Source organism: Ktedonobacter racemifer DSM 44963 (assembly GCF_000178855.1).
GTDB lineage: Bacteria > Chloroflexota > Ktedonobacteria > Ktedonobacterales > Ktedonobacteraceae > Ktedonobacter > Ktedonobacter racemifer.
The window spans coordinates 976,729-992,457 of record NZ_ADVG01000005.1; the positions used below are offsets into that span (position 1 = coordinate 976,729).

13 protein-coding genes are annotated in these 15,729 nt (G+C 55.4%); 8 read left to right on the plus strand and 5 right to left on the minus strand.

Annotation, left to right across the window (positions count from 1 at the left end; genetic code table 11):
* Positions 1-50 precede the first annotated feature (50 nt).
* Together KRAC_RS58305 and KRAC_RS64750 are read left to right on the plus strand one after the other, a co-directional pair.
* Complete coding sequence (locus tag KRAC_RS58305) at positions 51-629, plus strand: DUF2087 domain-containing protein (protein WP_007923107.1); 579 nt, start codon at positions 51-53, stop codon at positions 627-629.
* A gap of 2 nt (positions 630-631) precedes the next feature.
* The gene (locus tag KRAC_RS64750) at positions 632-1,144 is read left to right on the plus strand and encodes a GNAT family N-acetyltransferase (protein WP_007923108.1); all 513 of its coding nucleotides are present in this window, start codon (positions 632-634) and stop codon (positions 1,142-1,144) included.
* A gap of 172 nt (positions 1,145-1,316) precedes the next feature.
* Here the strand turns inward: KRAC_RS64750 and KRAC_RS58315 are convergent, their stop codons facing one another.
* Together KRAC_RS58315 and KRAC_RS58320 are read right to left on the minus strand one after the other, a co-directional pair.
* Positions 1,317-2,780: an RNA-guided endonuclease TnpB family protein gene (locus KRAC_RS58315; protein ID WP_007923109.1), complete on the minus strand. Its 1,464-nt coding sequence runs from the start codon at positions 2,778-2,780 to the stop codon at positions 1,317-1,319.
* A 103-nt stretch (positions 2,781-2,883) separates the two neighbouring features.
* Positions 2,884-3,471, minus strand: coding sequence for an IS607 family transposase (locus tag KRAC_RS58320; RefSeq protein ID WP_040448862.1), 588 nt, complete (start codon positions 3,469-3,471; stop codon positions 2,884-2,886).
* A gap of 591 nt (positions 3,472-4,062) precedes the next feature.
* Between KRAC_RS58320 and KRAC_RS58325 the strand changes: the two genes are divergently transcribed.
* From KRAC_RS58325 to KRAC_RS58350, 6 genes are all read left to right on the plus strand, one after another.
* Positions 4,063-7,302 carry a winged helix-turn-helix domain-containing protein gene (locus KRAC_RS58325; protein WP_007923110.1) on the plus strand — a complete coding sequence of 1,080 codons (3,240 nt, stop codon included), beginning with the start codon at positions 4,063-4,065 and terminating at the stop codon, positions 7,300-7,302.
* A 131-nt stretch (positions 7,303-7,433) separates the two neighbouring features.
* Positions 7,434-7,664 (plus strand): hypothetical protein, encoded by a 231-nt coding sequence (locus KRAC_RS58330; protein ID WP_052569433.1) that lies wholly within the window; start codon positions 7,434-7,436, stop codon positions 7,662-7,664.
* A gap of 225 nt (positions 7,665-7,889) precedes the next feature.
* The gene (locus KRAC_RS58335; RefSeq protein WP_007923112.1) at positions 7,890-8,261 is read left to right on the plus strand and encodes a VOC family protein; all 372 of its coding nucleotides are present in this window, start codon (positions 7,890-7,892) and stop codon (positions 8,259-8,261) included.
* Between the two features lie 219 nt (positions 8,262-8,480).
* A complete protein-coding gene (locus KRAC_RS64755) occupies positions 8,481-8,921 on the plus strand; it encodes a pyridoxamine 5'-phosphate oxidase family protein (RefSeq protein ID WP_007923113.1) in 441 nt (146 codons plus the stop codon).
* Between the two features lie 175 nt (positions 8,922-9,096).
* Complete coding sequence (locus KRAC_RS58345) at positions 9,097-11,319, plus strand: ATP-binding cassette domain-containing protein (RefSeq protein WP_007923114.1); 2,223 nt, start codon at positions 9,097-9,099, stop codon at positions 11,317-11,319.
* Positions 11,320-11,390: 71 nt separating this feature from the next.
* The gene (locus KRAC_RS58350) at positions 11,391-11,972 is read left to right on the plus strand and encodes an MFS transporter (protein WP_007923115.1); all 582 of its coding nucleotides are present in this window, start codon (positions 11,391-11,393) and stop codon (positions 11,970-11,972) included.
* Between the two features lie 317 nt (positions 11,973-12,289).
* On the opposite strand, the gene KRAC_RS68685 is transcribed toward KRAC_RS58350, so the two are convergent.
* From KRAC_RS68685 to KRAC_RS58365, 3 genes are all read right to left on the minus strand, one after another.
* Positions 12,290-12,787: a hypothetical protein gene (locus tag KRAC_RS68685; RefSeq protein ID WP_083815284.1), complete on the minus strand. Its 498-nt coding sequence runs from the start codon at positions 12,785-12,787 to the stop codon at positions 12,290-12,292.
* 20 nt (positions 12,788-12,807) lie between these two features.
* Entirely contained in the window at positions 12,808-13,314 is a 507-nt protein-coding gene (locus tag KRAC_RS68690; RefSeq protein WP_083815285.1) for an IS1/IS1595 family N-terminal zinc-binding domain-containing protein, read from the minus strand.
* 195 nt (positions 13,315-13,509) lie between these two features.
* Positions 13,510-15,198 (minus strand): ISL3 family transposase, encoded by a 1,689-nt coding sequence (locus KRAC_RS58365; RefSeq protein WP_007923119.1) that lies wholly within the window; start codon positions 15,196-15,198, stop codon positions 13,510-13,512.
* Positions 15,199-15,729: the final 531 nt, after the last annotated feature.

Sequence of the window (15,729 nt, forward strand, 5' to 3'; positions counted from 1 at the left end):
ACTTCTACTTAGCTAATTCGATATATATCAAAATAACAGGAGAGAGAAGGATGGGACAGGAAGAGCTCCAGAGAATGCTCGATTTTTTCAAAGGGCTAGCAGACGAGAATCGGCTCAAAATGTTAGGTCTGCTCGCCAATCAGGAATACAGTGTGGACGAGCTGGCGACTCTCCTGAATTTAAAGCCCCCAACCATTTCACACCACCTGGCGAAACTGAAGGCATTGAACCTCGTCGAGATGCAGGCCGAGGGAAATACACATTTCTACCGCCTCAACACCTCCACATTAAGTGCGGTTAATAAACTGCTTCTCACCCAGGAGAGAATGGCCTCGTTGGTTGATGATATCGAGGGTGATGAGTGGGAGAAGAGAGTCATTCGAGACCTGTTTGATGGAGCGCGCTTGAAGGCTGTTCCTACGAACACGAAGAAGCGGGCCGTCGTTCTGAAGTGGTTCGCCAACCGGTTTGAGTCCGGGATGCGTTACCAGGAAGCTGAAGTCAACGAGATCATTAAGCGTCATCACCCAGACTGGGCATTCTGGCGCCGTGAGTTGGTAGGCGCTCGGCTCCTGGCGCGTGAGAAAGGCATCTATTGGCGCATACCAGAGGAAGGGAGCGAGCCTTAGGCATGAACATCTTAGGAAATAATCTTACGCTTATCCTTGCAAGTGCCGAGTCAGCGGAGGAACTCCTCCCGGCTTTTAATGGCGATGCGCAGTTTCTCCGTTGGAGTGGGTATCCATCCGGAATGATGTCACTTTCCCAGGTGCGAGACGATATTCAGGAAACATCTGAATTGCCAGGTGGAACCACCTGGCGCATTGCTGATCGAGAAGGAGGGCTTATTGGAGTCGCTGAGACAGCTTTTCATCCTTCAGCGAATGTAGGTTGGATTGCGTTACTGATTATTCGGCGCGAATTTCAGGGACGCGGATATGGACGCGAGGTCGCTGCCCTGCTGAAAGACTACCTGTTTTCCTCCTCGGAGGTGACTGAGCTTGGGCTGGGAGTACTGGTACAGAATACTCCGGCCCAGGCTTTCTGGGAGAGTTGCGGCTATGTTCGCAACGCACGCCACCGAGATACTCATGGCAATGACTGCTACGTGTACCGCTTACCACATCCCACAGTTGGAGTATGACTCATATAGTTGCTGAAACCTTGACCAACTCTTACCTTGGCCCAGATTTCGTCATTCCCTGGCGTTTTCACTCTGTCTTCCTGACCTGACCTACGCCCGTTTACCAAAACAGCGGACTGGGCGGGCGGATGCACTACGGGCACCCGATGTATCTCTTCTGAACAAGAGATTTTCACTCGTGAGATGAATCCAGGAACATCTCTGGGGGATCCCAGAAGCTCAACTGGATAGGAGGACCAGCCCTCGTGATCCTTTGCGCGTTTTCCTGTTTCCACTTCTCATGACGTCTCAGAAGAAGGGCCTTGACCTGCTTGAGGTCAGCGCACGCTGCCAATTCCCTGTCTGCCCAGCGAGAAGCCAGTGTCCCGGCGGCTTTGCGATCGGCGTGATCGGTATAGCCACAGACCTGACAGCAGAACGTCTGCTGGTCGGGTCGGTTGGCTCGGTCCACGTAATGACAGACGGGACACTCCTGAGAAGAATAGGCCGCTCGCACGGTGTGTGACGCCATCCTGCGTTTGGCTGCTGCCCAGGCGAGTTGCTTGGGGATATGGCCCAGGTTGGACGCATAGAGATAGGCGTTCATCGAACGGGCCTTGAAGCGCATCGAAGCGACGTTGAGGTCCTCGTAGATGATGCGGGCATCTGGATGGTCATCGAGGGCTTGATTGATCGCGCGATTGATATCCTGCCGCACCTGGCGACCTAACCGTCGGCTTGAGGCTGAGCTTTTAGAAGGGAGCTTCTCCTTGGGGACCCCCTTCTTTTTGAGGCAGGCCCGTAACTTGTCCTTGCGCCGGCGTTTTTCCCGATCACGTTTGTGCTTGGTCGCCAGTTTCCCTGCAAACGTGCCGTAGTGCTTGCCCGTTGAGGTCGTGACAAAGTTTTTGATGCCGACATCGATGCCCACACCTGGGGCTCCGGCTTCAGTCTTGGGAGGCATGTCCTCATCAAAACTGAGGGTGAGCCACCAGACACCCTTGCGCTTTTGCAGGGTCGTGGAGGTATTGATCGTTTTGCCTCCCATCGCTTTTTTGTGATAAGAGGCGAGTTTGACCGGCACCCGGAGAGGGTTGCCCTTGTCCAGCGTACTTATTCTGAGCCAGTAGTCGAAGGTGGACTCTTCGGATTTTTCGATGACCACCACGTTGGCGTTGGCCTGCATGACAGGCACACGCAGCACAGGCACATCCCATTCCTGCCATTCGGGTTCTTTTCGTTTGAAGGAGGAGCGCTTGCCTTCCGCTTCCGCTTTCGCACGGGCAGCGGCGTAATCAGCCACCTCGTCCAGATAGGCCTGGTAGGCATTGGTGCGGTTGGTTCGCCACGATTTGGCAATGCCTGCCGCCTGTTGCATGGCGACGCGATGCAAGCGCTCAGACAGTTCCGTCTCGAAGATGGGATCAGTATATTTGTCTGGGCTCTCCTCTCGGGTGCCAAACAGCGTGGTGTACTGCTGACACAGCGGCAGATAGACGGCCATCAGCGCATCGAGGGCCGCCAGCTTCCCCGGATTGGCTTCAAGCAGCCGAATATGCGTCACCGCACGGGTCAGCGTGTGCTTTGTCTTCTTCTTCCGCTTTCTTTTGCGCTTCTGCTTCTCTTCAGCTGTGGCTTTGGCCTCTCTCTTGCTCATCAGAAACCGTGATCTCTCCTTTCCGCACCAGAGCCGCGATGATCACCGTGCCACCGCGTTTGGGTTCCGTCTGCAAGAGCACCCGTCGTGGTCAGCTTTTCGCTCATCCCCCATTCTCCTTCAAGGCCGCCAGAACTTGCTCCGTTTTATGTTTGGCTCGCCTGCGCCCATAGAGGCGAGCGGCAAACGAGGTGATAATCGCCACAAAGTCGCCCATCAAGTCATCTTGGGCCGTGTCGGCCGTGTTGACAACCACCAGCTCTCGTCCTTGCATGGCAAGGAGGGTCTGGATGTAGGTGACGCCGAAGCGGCTCGCGCGATCCTTATGTTCCACGACGATGCGGTGAATCCGGGGATTGGAAAGTAATGCCAAGAACTTGGGACGCTGGTCGTTAATGCCGCTGCCACATTCTTTCACCACCGAGGCCACCGACCAGCCTTGAGCGTTACACCAGGTGATGAGCCGCTCGGCCTGGGTGTCGAGATTCTTTTTGTTCTCACTTGATGACACGCGCGCATAGACGGCCACCTGCTGGTCAGCAGGATCATTCATCATTGCTTTTTCGACAGGCTCTTCGATAATCACCGTGCCCGTTGGCAGTTGATAGCCTTTGATCTGCCCCCGTTTAAAGAGCCGGTAAGCCGTATTGTAATGGATTCCAAGCTTCTTGGCATAGCTCGACAACTTCATAGATCTAGTATAGTCGATGCGCTCACAGATTGCAAGAGATGGTAACATTTTGTAGCAATTGGTGGCAAAAGAAGAAAGCTTTTCTCGATACCCCTATTAGGCCCGCCGGAGGAATTCACAACGCTAAGCCCACAAAAAGCCCGAGAGTAAGGGATATCCACAACGCTAAGCCTCTCGTCAGCCGCGTTAGAACAGTGGAGGCGTCGTTCGCAAGGGGCGCAACTGCCCATTCCGCTTTTTAGGAGCTTGCAAGTCCAGGTGATGGAGAGATCCAGCATGGCCTTGCCATTTTTCATCACAATCTCGGCAAAGTCGTTGGTGTCCCACCCGTCCAATACGTTCCGCAAGGTTGCCTGGTAGCGTTCTTCCAAGGCGTCAAGATAGGCATTGGCATCCTGGTGCTCTGATAAGGTTCAATACCAGCAACATTGGCCCTCTTTTCTCTTCTGGTTTGAGAAATTCCTCTTCCATACCAGAAAGATGGCGCGAAAAAAAATAAGTGGATAGATCGCATCGTTTGCTTGCTTGTGTGGTATACTCCTGGGTGTTGGGGAACTCATCCTCAATCCCCAACCCTAGAGGAAGGATGCGATGCCCAAATCACCGCGATATGTGCTCATCTGGTCACATGAGCAAGAGCAGTATGGACTCCAGACACCAGAACAACCTGTTCAGTGGTTTCACCCGGGAGACGAAGCCGCATTCGCGCGCTGGTTGGAAGCGCACACGTCTTTTGCCTTTGTGGGACAAGCTGGACGGCTCTCGGTGCTCAAAGAAGCCCGGCCTCGTGGAAGCGGCTATTGGTACGCCTATCAAAAACAGGGCCGACAGACCCGGAAACGCTATCTGGGCCGCTCAAACCAGGTGACGTTCGCCCGCTTAGAGCAGGAAGCGCAGATCTTGACGAACCAGCCTGAGCTTTCCTCTTTTGCTCCTGAGCCTGGCACGCCGCCATCCGAGGCGCAGGGCATGCTGCTTTCCAGTAAACTCTCTCCTCCTCGCTTGCCGCACGCTCTCGTGGAACGCACTCGCTTGCTTGCAGATCTAGCTGCCATGGGCTCTTACCCGTTCACCCTTGTCTCGGCTGCTGCTGGTAGTGGCAAGACAACGCTGCTCGCGACATGGGTAGCATTCCAGAAGGCGCAGGCAAACAGCGGAAGGGCACAAGGAGCCGACCAGGCAGTGGCCTGGCTCTCCCTTGAGGAACTGGACGATGATCAGATCCGCTTCTGGGACCTGGTCATCGCCGCTCTGCGCGAGGCCTGTCCGACGCTGGGAAAGACAGCTCTTGCGCTGCTGCACTCACCCCAGCCGCTTCCATTCTCAACCATGGTGACGGCATTCCTGCATGATCTTGAGCGAGTCACTCAGGACATCATCTTGATTCTGGATGATTACCATGTCATCTCTGATCAGGCTATCTGTGATTCCCTGCTCTTTCTCCTCGATCATGCACCTGCTTCTCTGCACCTGGTTCTGGGCAGCCGCACCGACCCAGATCTTCCTCTCGCCCGGTTCCGCGTGCGTGGGCAGGTGCTGGAGATCCGCGATCAGGATTTGCGCTTTACTGATGTCGAGGCCGCCCACTTTCTGCGCGAGGCAATGGGCTTGCCCCTTTCAGAAGATGAGGTGGCCAGGCTCTCCCTGCGCACGGAGGGCTGGATCGCCGGGCTGCAACTGGCAGCGCTCTCCCTGCGCAAGCGATCCGATTCCGCTGCTTTTGTGAAGGATTTCACAGGCACCCACCGCTATCTGCTGGACTATGTTCAGCAAGATATTCTCGCACCATTGCCTCAGTCCCTCCAGGACTTTTTGCTTCAGACATCGATCGTCTCTCGCATGAATGCGGCCCTCTGCCAGGCCATCACCACCGGGACAAATACATCTGAGAGCCAGGAGATGTTGCAAACCCTGGAACGGGCCAACCTCTTTCTCGTGCCGCTGGATGAGCATCGTCAGTGGTATCGCTACCATGATCTCTTTCGCGAGGCGCTGCTGGCGCGTTTGCATGCCAGTTCTCCACACCTGGTGCCGCCGTTGCATAGGCGCGCGGCCAGCTTTTATGAGGCTCAAGGTGAGTGGCGCGAGGCCATTACGCACGCGCTGGCTGCGGGTGACTCCTCCCTTGCCGCTTCCTTGATGGAAAAGGCATCGAGACCGTTCTGGTTTCGCGGGGAAGTCAGGACGATCCACACCTGGGTCTTCTCTTTGCCCGATGCCGATCTGAGTGCGCACTTGCCCCTGGCACTAGATGCCGCCCTGCGTTTCTTCGACGCGATGAACCTGAGCAATGAAACGCTCTATCTTGCCGTAGCTGCTCAGATAGAGCACACCTTTACCCGTGTGGAGGGGCTCCTGGAAGCAGCATCGCACTGGAAGTTCACCGAAGCTGAGCTGGCGCTGACCAGGCAACGTGTGCGCCTGTTACATACCTTGATCGAACTCAGGGAAATGCTCGCGCGCGATGATGCTGAACGCCTGCGCGATCTTATTCTGGAGCTTGAAGCACTGCCAGAAGATGAAGGGGCGAGCTGGAATATGATCCCGCTCTATCTCATCTTCTGGCTGACCACCGTGTATCAAGGATATGGTGTGGCTTTGATACCTAAACTCCGCATGGTAAAGCAACAGTTACTACAGGCAGGAGACATCCTGATGGCCACGCGCGTCTTGAGCTGGTTGTCCTTTGTCTCTTCTGCTTATGCTACCCAATTGCATCAGGGACAGCACGACGCGCTGTACGCCCTGGCCCTGGCGGAACAGATCGGCGCGCATACGCCCTGGGAAGGATATCTCTCGTATTGCCTGTTTGGAATCTGTTATGCCTGGAATAAGCTGGATGAAGCATCTCACTGGCTCCAGCAACTGCGACATTTTGCGCGAGATTGGCAACATCTGCAACTCCTGGTTGAAGGCGAGACCCTCGCGGTGCAACTTGGACTGGCACGAGGAGATGTTGTGGCCGCTCATGAGGCGTTGCACCGGCTTGAAGGGTTGCTTGAACAAGAAACGTTTGCCCATCATGCCCCCTGGGTAACGGTGTTGCGCGTCAAAATATGGCTGGCCGAGGGAAAGCTGGGCGAGGCATCAGCGTGGGCAGCGCACACCACCTTTTCCCCTGAGTCCTGGAGCCCCTTGCGCCGCTGGGAATTCCTGATACTGGTGCGGGTCTTGCTGGCCCAACAGCAGTACCAACAGGCGGTCGAGATGCTCGCACGCTTCAGCCAGTACCTTGACCAGGAAGGTTCGATTGACACCGTCCTCGAATTTCGCGCGCTCTCTGTCGTGGCTCTGCATCATGCAGGAAAGCTGGAACAGGCGGCACGTGTCGCGGCACACCTGTTCGCGATCACGGAGCCCCAGGGCCATCTGCGTGTCTATCTGGACGAAGGGATACTTATGCATCAGGCGCTCTCCGCGTTGCAGGCTTCCGCACATCCGGGGAAGGATGAAGCTCCCGCAGAGGATGAACCCGGTAGCGCAACGGTTGTCATTTCGCGCACTTACGTGTTACGCTTGCTTGCCGTTTTCGAGCAAGAGGCACTGCCAAGAAAGGGGGCTTCTCATCCCTCTTTGCCCCAGGCAACGCCTGTGTTGCCTGTGCCTGGACGTGTGGCTTCCGCCTCACCTGCGCCAGTCGAGCCGCTGACCAGGCGTGAACTGGAAGTCTTGCGCCTGCTGGCCGAAGGCGCTTCCAACCAACAGATTGCTGCGGTGCTGGTGATCCAACTTTCCACCGTGAAGAAACATGTCGGCAGCCTCCTCGCGAAGCTGGGAGCAGAAAGCCGCACCCAGGCGCTTGTCAAGGCACGTGCCTTCTCCCTGCTGTAAGCGTGTTCCTCCCCAACACCCACCTTCTTTCCCAAGAAAATGCTACCCCAGGGTAGACTTTTGGTGACTGCTTGTGCCTCATCTCTGCGCTATCCTTGTGTATGTGGAGATCATGCAAGGAGAAAAAACTGATGAACTACCAGATTCGGATTAAAGGACATCTCGATCTCTCCTGGCAAGACTGGTTGGCGGGACTTCAGATCGTGCATGAGCCATCTGGAACCACGCTGCTTTCCGGTCCCTTGCCTGATCAGGCAGCGCTCTTTGGCGTACTGCTCAAGATCCATCGCCTTGGGCTCACCCTGCTCTCACTTGAAGCACGAAATGGAGCCGCTGCGCACGAGACAGGGGGTGATCTCTGACAGAAGCAAAAAGGATGCAGAAGCGTTTCTGGTTGCGTGAGCACGGGCCACGAATGGTCCTCCCGCATACGCACGGAAAGCCGGTCACATTTCTGCGCGATGGTTCGTCAGAAGAGTGACGAGCGAAAACACCACTAGAGTCTAGTTCAAAGAGCCGACTGCGGTGCAGTCGAGAAGGACACACAACACGCTGTTTTACCACAGATGAAAGGGTAGATTATAACAATGGCTAATGAAAAAATTCTGATGTTGCAGATGGCAGTCACCGATATGGCGAAGGCCAAAGCCTTCTACGCGGAGCAATTGGGCTTTAAAGTCACCAAAGACTACGGGAAGGGCGATCGGCACTGGGTCTCGCTTGAGCTCCCAGGAGGAGGTCCCTCGCTGACGCTTTCGACCATGCATGTAAACATGAAACCGGGTACGATGAATCTCTATCTCTCGACTTCAGATATTGAAGCGGCGCACGAGCAGCTCAAAGCAAAGGGCGTCGAAGTCAACGATGTTCAGGATAACCTGTATGGCCCGGGTTCTGGCGTCAAGTGGTTTGACCTCAATGATCCCGATGGCAACCGGTGGCTGATGGTTCAGTCCTAGTCGCCACAGCTCAGTCTTCTGGCGATCATCATTCCTATGATCGCTGTGACCAACCGCTTCAACCGTCAACGCTCCCACCAGACAGGGAGCAGGTCAGAACGAATCAGACGACTGGAGACGGGCACATCGGCGCGAAGCTGGATCATTCGAGGCGTCGCGCCGATTGTCTTACATCTTGCTCAACTTACTCTGAGTTGAGCAGAAAAATCAGGAGAATGTATGAAACAGTCCTGGCAAGATTTTGCGCTCACTGAACCAGAACTCCCTGCCTTTGGGGAGGCTCGCTTAAAAAGTGGTCCAGCATATCTGGCCACCGTTCGTGCTGACGGAATGCCCCGAGTTCATCCTGTGACGCCAATTATAGGCGAGGGGCATCTTTTCTTGTTTATGGAGCCAACCTCTCCGAAAGGGCATGATGTACAGCGTGGTTCTGGCTATGCGTTGCATTGTGGGGTAAGCAGCAATGATGGTGGTGAAGGAGAGTTTAGGCTGGCAGGGCATGCTCTTTTCACTGATAATCCGGCTATGCGGGAGCTTGCTGCTACATATGGGTATCAGCCGCAGAATCCTTATATTTTATTTGAGTTGACTGTAGAAAGCGCGTTTTCAACGATATACTCCGATACTGGTGAGCCGATACGGAAAAGATGGAAGGGCTAGAAACGTCGTGGTCGAGATACGAGCAAAAAGAGAAGAAGTTTTGCCAATCCTTCTGTGTTATACTGCTCCTTGGTACAGCCAGGAGCGGAGACGCGAAGGGCCTGAACAAAGGCGTTCCGACAACGGAAGAAAGGCGAAAGCCTGGTGAAAAGATCCGGAGGGAACAGAGATCAGCATGGTTCAAGAATATATCGAGATTCGTGGCGCTCGCGAGAACAATTTGAAGGATGTCGAGCTTCGGCTGCCCAAGCGCAAAATTACCATTTTTACCGGCGTGTCTGGTTCGGGGAAGTCATCGGTGGTCTTTGATACCATTGCCAACGAAGCACAGCGGCTGTTATTTGAGAATTTTAGCATGTTCATTCGCAACTTCCTGCCGCACTACCCTCAACCAGACGCCGATGCGATTGAGAACCTGAGCATGGCGGTGATTGTTGATCAGAAACGTCTGGGTGGGGGATCGCAATCGACGGTGGGCACGGTTACTGACATCGCGTCTGTGTTGCGCCTACTCTTTTCGCGGATCGGCCAACCCTACGTGGGCTCTGCCAATGCGTTTTCCTTCAACGATCCCCAGGGCATGTGCCTGGAGTGTAATGGGCTTGGCCGCAAGGTCGGCATTACCTCGCAAGATCTGATTGATACAACAAAATCACTGAACGAGGGCGCTGTCATCGCCCCAGGACTGGCCGGCTGGGAAAGCGAGCTTTACGCGAATTCTGGCTACTTCGACAACGACAAGAAGATAGCCGATTATACACCAGAGGAACTGGACCTGCTTCTCTACAGCGAACCGCGTAAACATACAGGTCTGGCGTACAACACCTATGAGGGCCTGGCATACAAGTTCAATCGCAAGTTCGTTGCGCGGGACATTCAGACGCTCTCGCCTCGCATCCGGCAAAAGGTCGAGCCTTTATTGAAGCTCGGCCCCTGTCCGCTCTGCCGGGGTACACGGCTCAACCAGGCCGCCTTAAACTGTAAGGTCAAGGGGTACACTATTGCCGACATGGCAGCGATGGAAGTTGATGAGCTTTTAGAGGTAGTCAAGGGTATCACAGAACCGGCGGCGGCGCCAATCGTTCGCACGTTGACCGAACGGCTGCAACATCTGGTGGAGATTGGCCTGGAGTATCTCAGCCTGGAGCGCGCCACCGATACGCTGTCCGGGGGTGAGTCACAGCGCGTGAAGATAGTCAAGCATCTCAACGGGAGCCTCGTGGATGTCATGTATATCTTTGACGAGCCGAGCGTCGGACTGCACCCGCGGGATGTTCATCGCCTGAACGAACTCCTGGTGCAATTGCGCGATAAAGGTAATACAGTCATTGTAGTGGAGCATGATCCCGATGTCATAAAAGTCGCGGATTATCTTGTCGATATGGGGCCGTATGCTGGGAGCGAGGGCGGCCAGGTCGTGTATGAAGGCAACTACGCAGGCCTGCTTGCTGCCGACACGCTGACCGGCAACCATTTGCTGCGTACCAGGCCGCTCAAGGACACCTTCCGCCATGCGACCGGCAGCCTGCCGATTGTCCGCGCCACCGTCAACAATCTGAAAAACGTCAGTGTGGATATTCCCACCGGCGTCCTGACGGTCATCACCGGCGTGGCCGGCTCGGGCAAGAGTTCGCTGATCAATGAAGCCTTCCTGAGCCAGCACCGCGAGGCGGTGGTGATTGACCAGGCGTCCCTGAGCACCTCCAGCCGTTCTAATCCCGCGACCTATACTGGCATCATGGACGATGTGCGCAAGGCCTTTGCTGTGGCCAACAATGCCGATGCTGGTCTGTTCAGTTTTAACTCAAAGGGCGCCTGTCCCAACTGCCAGGGTCTCGGTGTAACCTACACCGACCTCGGCTTTCTTGAGGGTGTCAAGCTTCCCTGCGAAGTATGCGGTGGGAGACGCTTTAAGGACGAGGTGCTGGTCTACACCTTAAACGGAAAATCCATCGCTGACGTGCTGGGTATGACCATTCACCAGGCGCTGGAGTTTTTTACCATCAAAGAAGTGCTGCCCAAACTCCAGGCACTGAGCGACGTGGGCCTGGACTACCTGACCCTCGGCCAGCCCCTGAGCACCCTCTCAGGCGGCGAGTGCCAGCGTATCAAACTGGCCAGCGAACTCCATAAACGGGGTAGCATCTATATCATGGACGAGCCGACCACCGGTCTGCACCTCTCAGATATCGGTCGCCTGCTCACCATCATGAATCGGCTGGTCGATGGCGGCAATACCGTGATTGTGATCGAGCACCACCTGGATATCATTCGCAACGCCGACTGGATCATCGACATGGGACCAGAGGGTGGCAACAAGGGAGGCACAGTCATCTTCGAGGGCACACCCCGCGACCTGCTCGGCGCGACGCACTCGCTGACGAGCCAGTATCTGTAACAGATCTGGTTAGCCGATCTGGTCAGGGCGGAGGCGTAGAAGTAGAGCTGCTGCTGGTAGAAACCCGAACAGTGAAGCAAACATGGTTGAGTGGCTTTGATCTGCTCGTCCGCACCAAGGAGATCCGTCTGCTCACGAGCTTATCAGTGCTCTTCTTTTTCTCGTATGGTCCTCTCGAAGCAGCCCTGCCTCTCTACAGCGACAAGATCCTGCATGCTGGAGTCCAAGGATACGGCTTGCTCTGGACGGGCTTTGGGGTAGGAGCACTGATCGGCGCGTTGTTCACCAGTTTCGTTGCTGCCCGGTTCCGGCCAGGGTTGAGCCAACCGCTGATCGCTCTCCTGTGGGGAGGCTTCCTTTGCCCGCTGATGATCTTCCATTCGTTGCCCCTGGCGCTCCTGTGTCTCGCTCTGGGAGCGTGCTCCTGGGCTCCGTATGTGCTGATAGAAGCCTCACTGTTGCAGCGACTCATTCCGCCGACCATGCGAGGACAGATCTTCGGTGCGCGTCTTGCTCTGACGACTGCGGCGACACCACTGGGAACATTGATGGGCGGGCTCCTTCTCCAATACCTTTCACCTGCACTGGTGATTGGTCTTTCTGGCATCGCATGTATGCTGGCGGGGACAAGAGCGGAGCGCTCAGCTTTCTGACAGGAAGAGGCGATATCCCGGCGCTGGAGAAGGCACCCAAACCCCTCCTTGGCTAATAAATAAAGAAACGGAACAGAAAAGATGTCAAGTCAAAGAGATGCCCTTGCAGGAGATCGCTCCGATGAGGCTATTGGGTACAAAGCGGGGTTATGGTCCAATTTGGTATAGACTCATCTGGCTTGCAAGGCAGATTTAAGGGGATAAGTATTTTAAAACCCGTGACTATGCGATATACTGAAGGGCATTTAAAAACCCATGCTTGACCCCTTTACCGCTTGCCTACTTAAGCTCAGGCCGCTCCAAAATTGGTAGTGACTCTATTTAGGAGTGGTGTAGAGAGAAGTAGTCAAGAACGCGATCCAGGACCAGGGATGGTCGGTGAGTCCCAAGGCCATGGCAGGAGTGCGTGGCTGATAGCGTCGCGACTGCGCAGGCATTGGGAGACGTAATACGCGATGAGGGCGTATCCAATTGTGTTCAAAAAGCTGCAGGTGGACCAGGGCATCCCAGGTAGCGTCCCGTTTGGCAAAGGCATGGGTCTTGCGGGTGAGGGCATTGAGCCGATCGCGGAGCATGCCGTTGACCCGCTCAATATGGACGGTTCCGGGTTGGGTGATCACCTCGCCCAAGGCGGCACGGATCTCAACGGAGAGCAGTTTCCCATGCTCATCACGATGCTTGATGGTCTGCGTCAAACGCACGTATGGGGGCATCACCAGTGGGGGACGTCCGCGCTGCCCGGCGCGCAGCGGCTGGCGATAGGCTCGTTTGAGAATCGCGGCATAGCCCCGCCAGCCATCGCTGCACCAGTTCAACGGATGGCCCTGCGTGCGTGCTACGGTGAGGGTGACCGCTCGCTCGACGAGATCGTCGCCGATGCGTCCTGTGGCACAGGCGGCGATGAAGCGGCTGGGGCGATCTTGGACGAGGCATCCCCAGCGTTCACCGGCATCAGCTTCGTCGGGGGCTCCGTTTTTTTGCGCACGAAAGACCAAAACTCGTCGATTTCGACCGTTGAGAGGTGCAGATCCTGTGTGAAGATATTCGTCAAGGCCTCCGCATGCTCGCCTGCTCGCCGCAGCCATTGGCCAATCGTCTCGTACTTGTGGCCTGTAATCTCTTCCGCCGCCCGCAGACTTCCTCGGCGCATCACGACCAGGAGCGCTTGAGCCACCTCGGCTACTGGCGTATGCAGACCATACATCGGTGTGCCTTCCGTTTCGCCAAAGAAGCGGCCGCATCCACGACACTGATAGCGCTGTCGTCCTTTGCTACTGCCATTGCGAATGACGTGTGGCTGCGCACACGCAGGATTGGGGCATGCTGTATAGCTTTCCGTCATCGTGGCTCTGATTGCCTTTTGGTGATCAAGTAGCGCAGAGACAAGAAGCGATTGGAGAAAAGCCAGAGAGCTTTCCTCCAGCCTTCCAAGAGCGTGTCAGCCCACATGCTTCATCCAACGATGGTTCTGGAGATGGAGCGGAGACACGAGCCCGATAAGGAGGAAACTCGCCTCATCTGGGTCTTGAAAGCTGACTCACGCAACGTGTAAAACGCGGAGGCGAAGCAGATCGATGTTGGCTCGCCCGTACATTTGCCGTTTGAGCAGCTTGAGACGGGTAATCTGCCCTTCGACCTGCCCTGTACTCCAGGGCTCTGTCAGAGCCGCGAGAGCGGCGTCCGACTCGCTCTCCAAACCAAGAGCGAAACGGCGCATTTCGTCGACAGGACAAGCTTTTGCCTGGGTGAGCCAGGGAAGGAAGGCGTCACGCTCACGTTTTTTGATCATCTGAAGAAAGGCTTGTCCCAAGGCGGAGCAGTTTTCCAGGGACGGGGCAAGGCGAAATAACGTCTGCTGATAGGCGGCATCTGCTTCTGAAAGCTCTTCCGGATCACGCAGGAGGAGCCACATCGTTTGCCGAGGAGTGCGCGTGGTGGGCATCGCACGAACTGCTGGGACAAAGGAAACAGACGTGGGACTTGAAACCATTCCTGCGGGAAGCGGCCAGGTATGAAGGAATTTCCAGAGGCTGTTGTAGCTGCCGGTGAAGCCTTGCTGCTGGATCTCCTGCCACAGCCTTTTGATCATGACCTCTCCTTGTTCCCACCGTTGCTGCAGATAGGCGCGATAGGGCTCGAGGTGAGAGGGGAAGGGGCTATGACGCCGATCCACAAACTCCGGCATCCGCAGATATTTGCGCACCGTTTGCCGCTGGATCTGCAGACGGGACGCGATCTCTCGATGGGAGATCCCCGAAGCCGCCAGTTCATGCACCTGTTGGTACATCGTGAGTTGCCAGGCGCGCTGCGGGCTGGGAGATGGCGCTTTCCGCCTCGGTGGTTTGCGTTGTCTGTCCCTGGTCCGGGCGAGCGAAGCCGGAGCGGTCGGCTGATCCTGGTTCTCCCCTTGGCTCTCCTGGCCCGCCTGCCGGAGCACATCGATCTGCCGCGCCAGGGCCTTTTGCAGAACCTCTTCGAGATTTTTACACAAATGCCACCGGTCGAGCACCTGTTTGGCGTTCGGAGCTCCTTTCGTGGCTCCCTTGAGATAACTGACCCCGCGATCACGACTAATGATTTCCACTCCCGGATGATCACCGAGCCAGGAGGCAAAGACCTCCTCATCGCTTCCCAGAAGCACATCCACTGGCTGATGCCGCTCCAGGTCAACCAGCAAGGTTCCAGTCTGGCGGGCGCGAAACGACCAATCATCGACGCCCAAAACCCGAGGTGTGGGAACGGTGGCGCTTTCCTCCCGACGCAAGACCGCGAGGAGCGTGGTGGCACAGACCGGCATCGCATGCGCGCGGCATTGCCTGGCCCCGGCCCGTCCCCCCAACGCCCATCCAATTGCGCGCAAGGCGTCGCGGAGTCGAGAGGTTCGACGAGCAGAAGGCTCCATCAATTCTGGGAGCCGCTCGGTGAAGATTTTTCGCAGGCAATCGGGATTCTGGCAGAAAAAGCGATGGACGCGCACCTGGAGTTGCACGCGGAATGGCCCCCAAGGCAGATCCTGGAGAGTTCGCTGGTACGTACTATGAACACGCCTGGCTCCTTGCCCACAGACAGGACAATGCACGACGCTTTGTGTTGAGACGACCACGAGCGTCAGTTCCTCCGACGTCAGCCGCACTTGCTGGAGTTTCAGTTTCTCCGGTGCCGAGATCAAAGGCTTCAGTAACTGTTCAATCTGATCCTTGGCACTCAAAATCAAGACAGGTTTCATGCCTCCATTTTCGCATCCCTGGTCTTGTTGCGCTTTTCATCAAAAGGCAATCAGAGCCACGATGACGGAAAGCTATACACATGCTGGCAGAGATGGGGTTGCTGTCATGGTCAGTCCTCCTGACCTCTATTTTACCACTTCTCTCAAGAGTCACTACCTACTTTTTCATAGTATATCTTGCATGGATTATATTCGCAAGCAGATGTTTTCTTTAATGTCTGTATTTTCTCGTCTCTCTCGCTTTATCACACTACTTACAACATACACCTTTATTAATCTACTTGTTTTTCCCCACGCTTTTATAAACCTCATTACGAGCATCTTACAGTATCCACATACTGAGATCCTCTTTACATTTATGGATGAAGAAATAAACCACTTTCTCTCCCACCCTGAGAAAAATATACAGCAACATTTTGATGCATTCTTTGGCTCAGAAAGCTTGCAAGATATATGTTCTCGAATAATCATACATACCAGCTTTCTCAACTCTACCAGACGCAATTGCGAATGGTCGCAAAGATGACATAT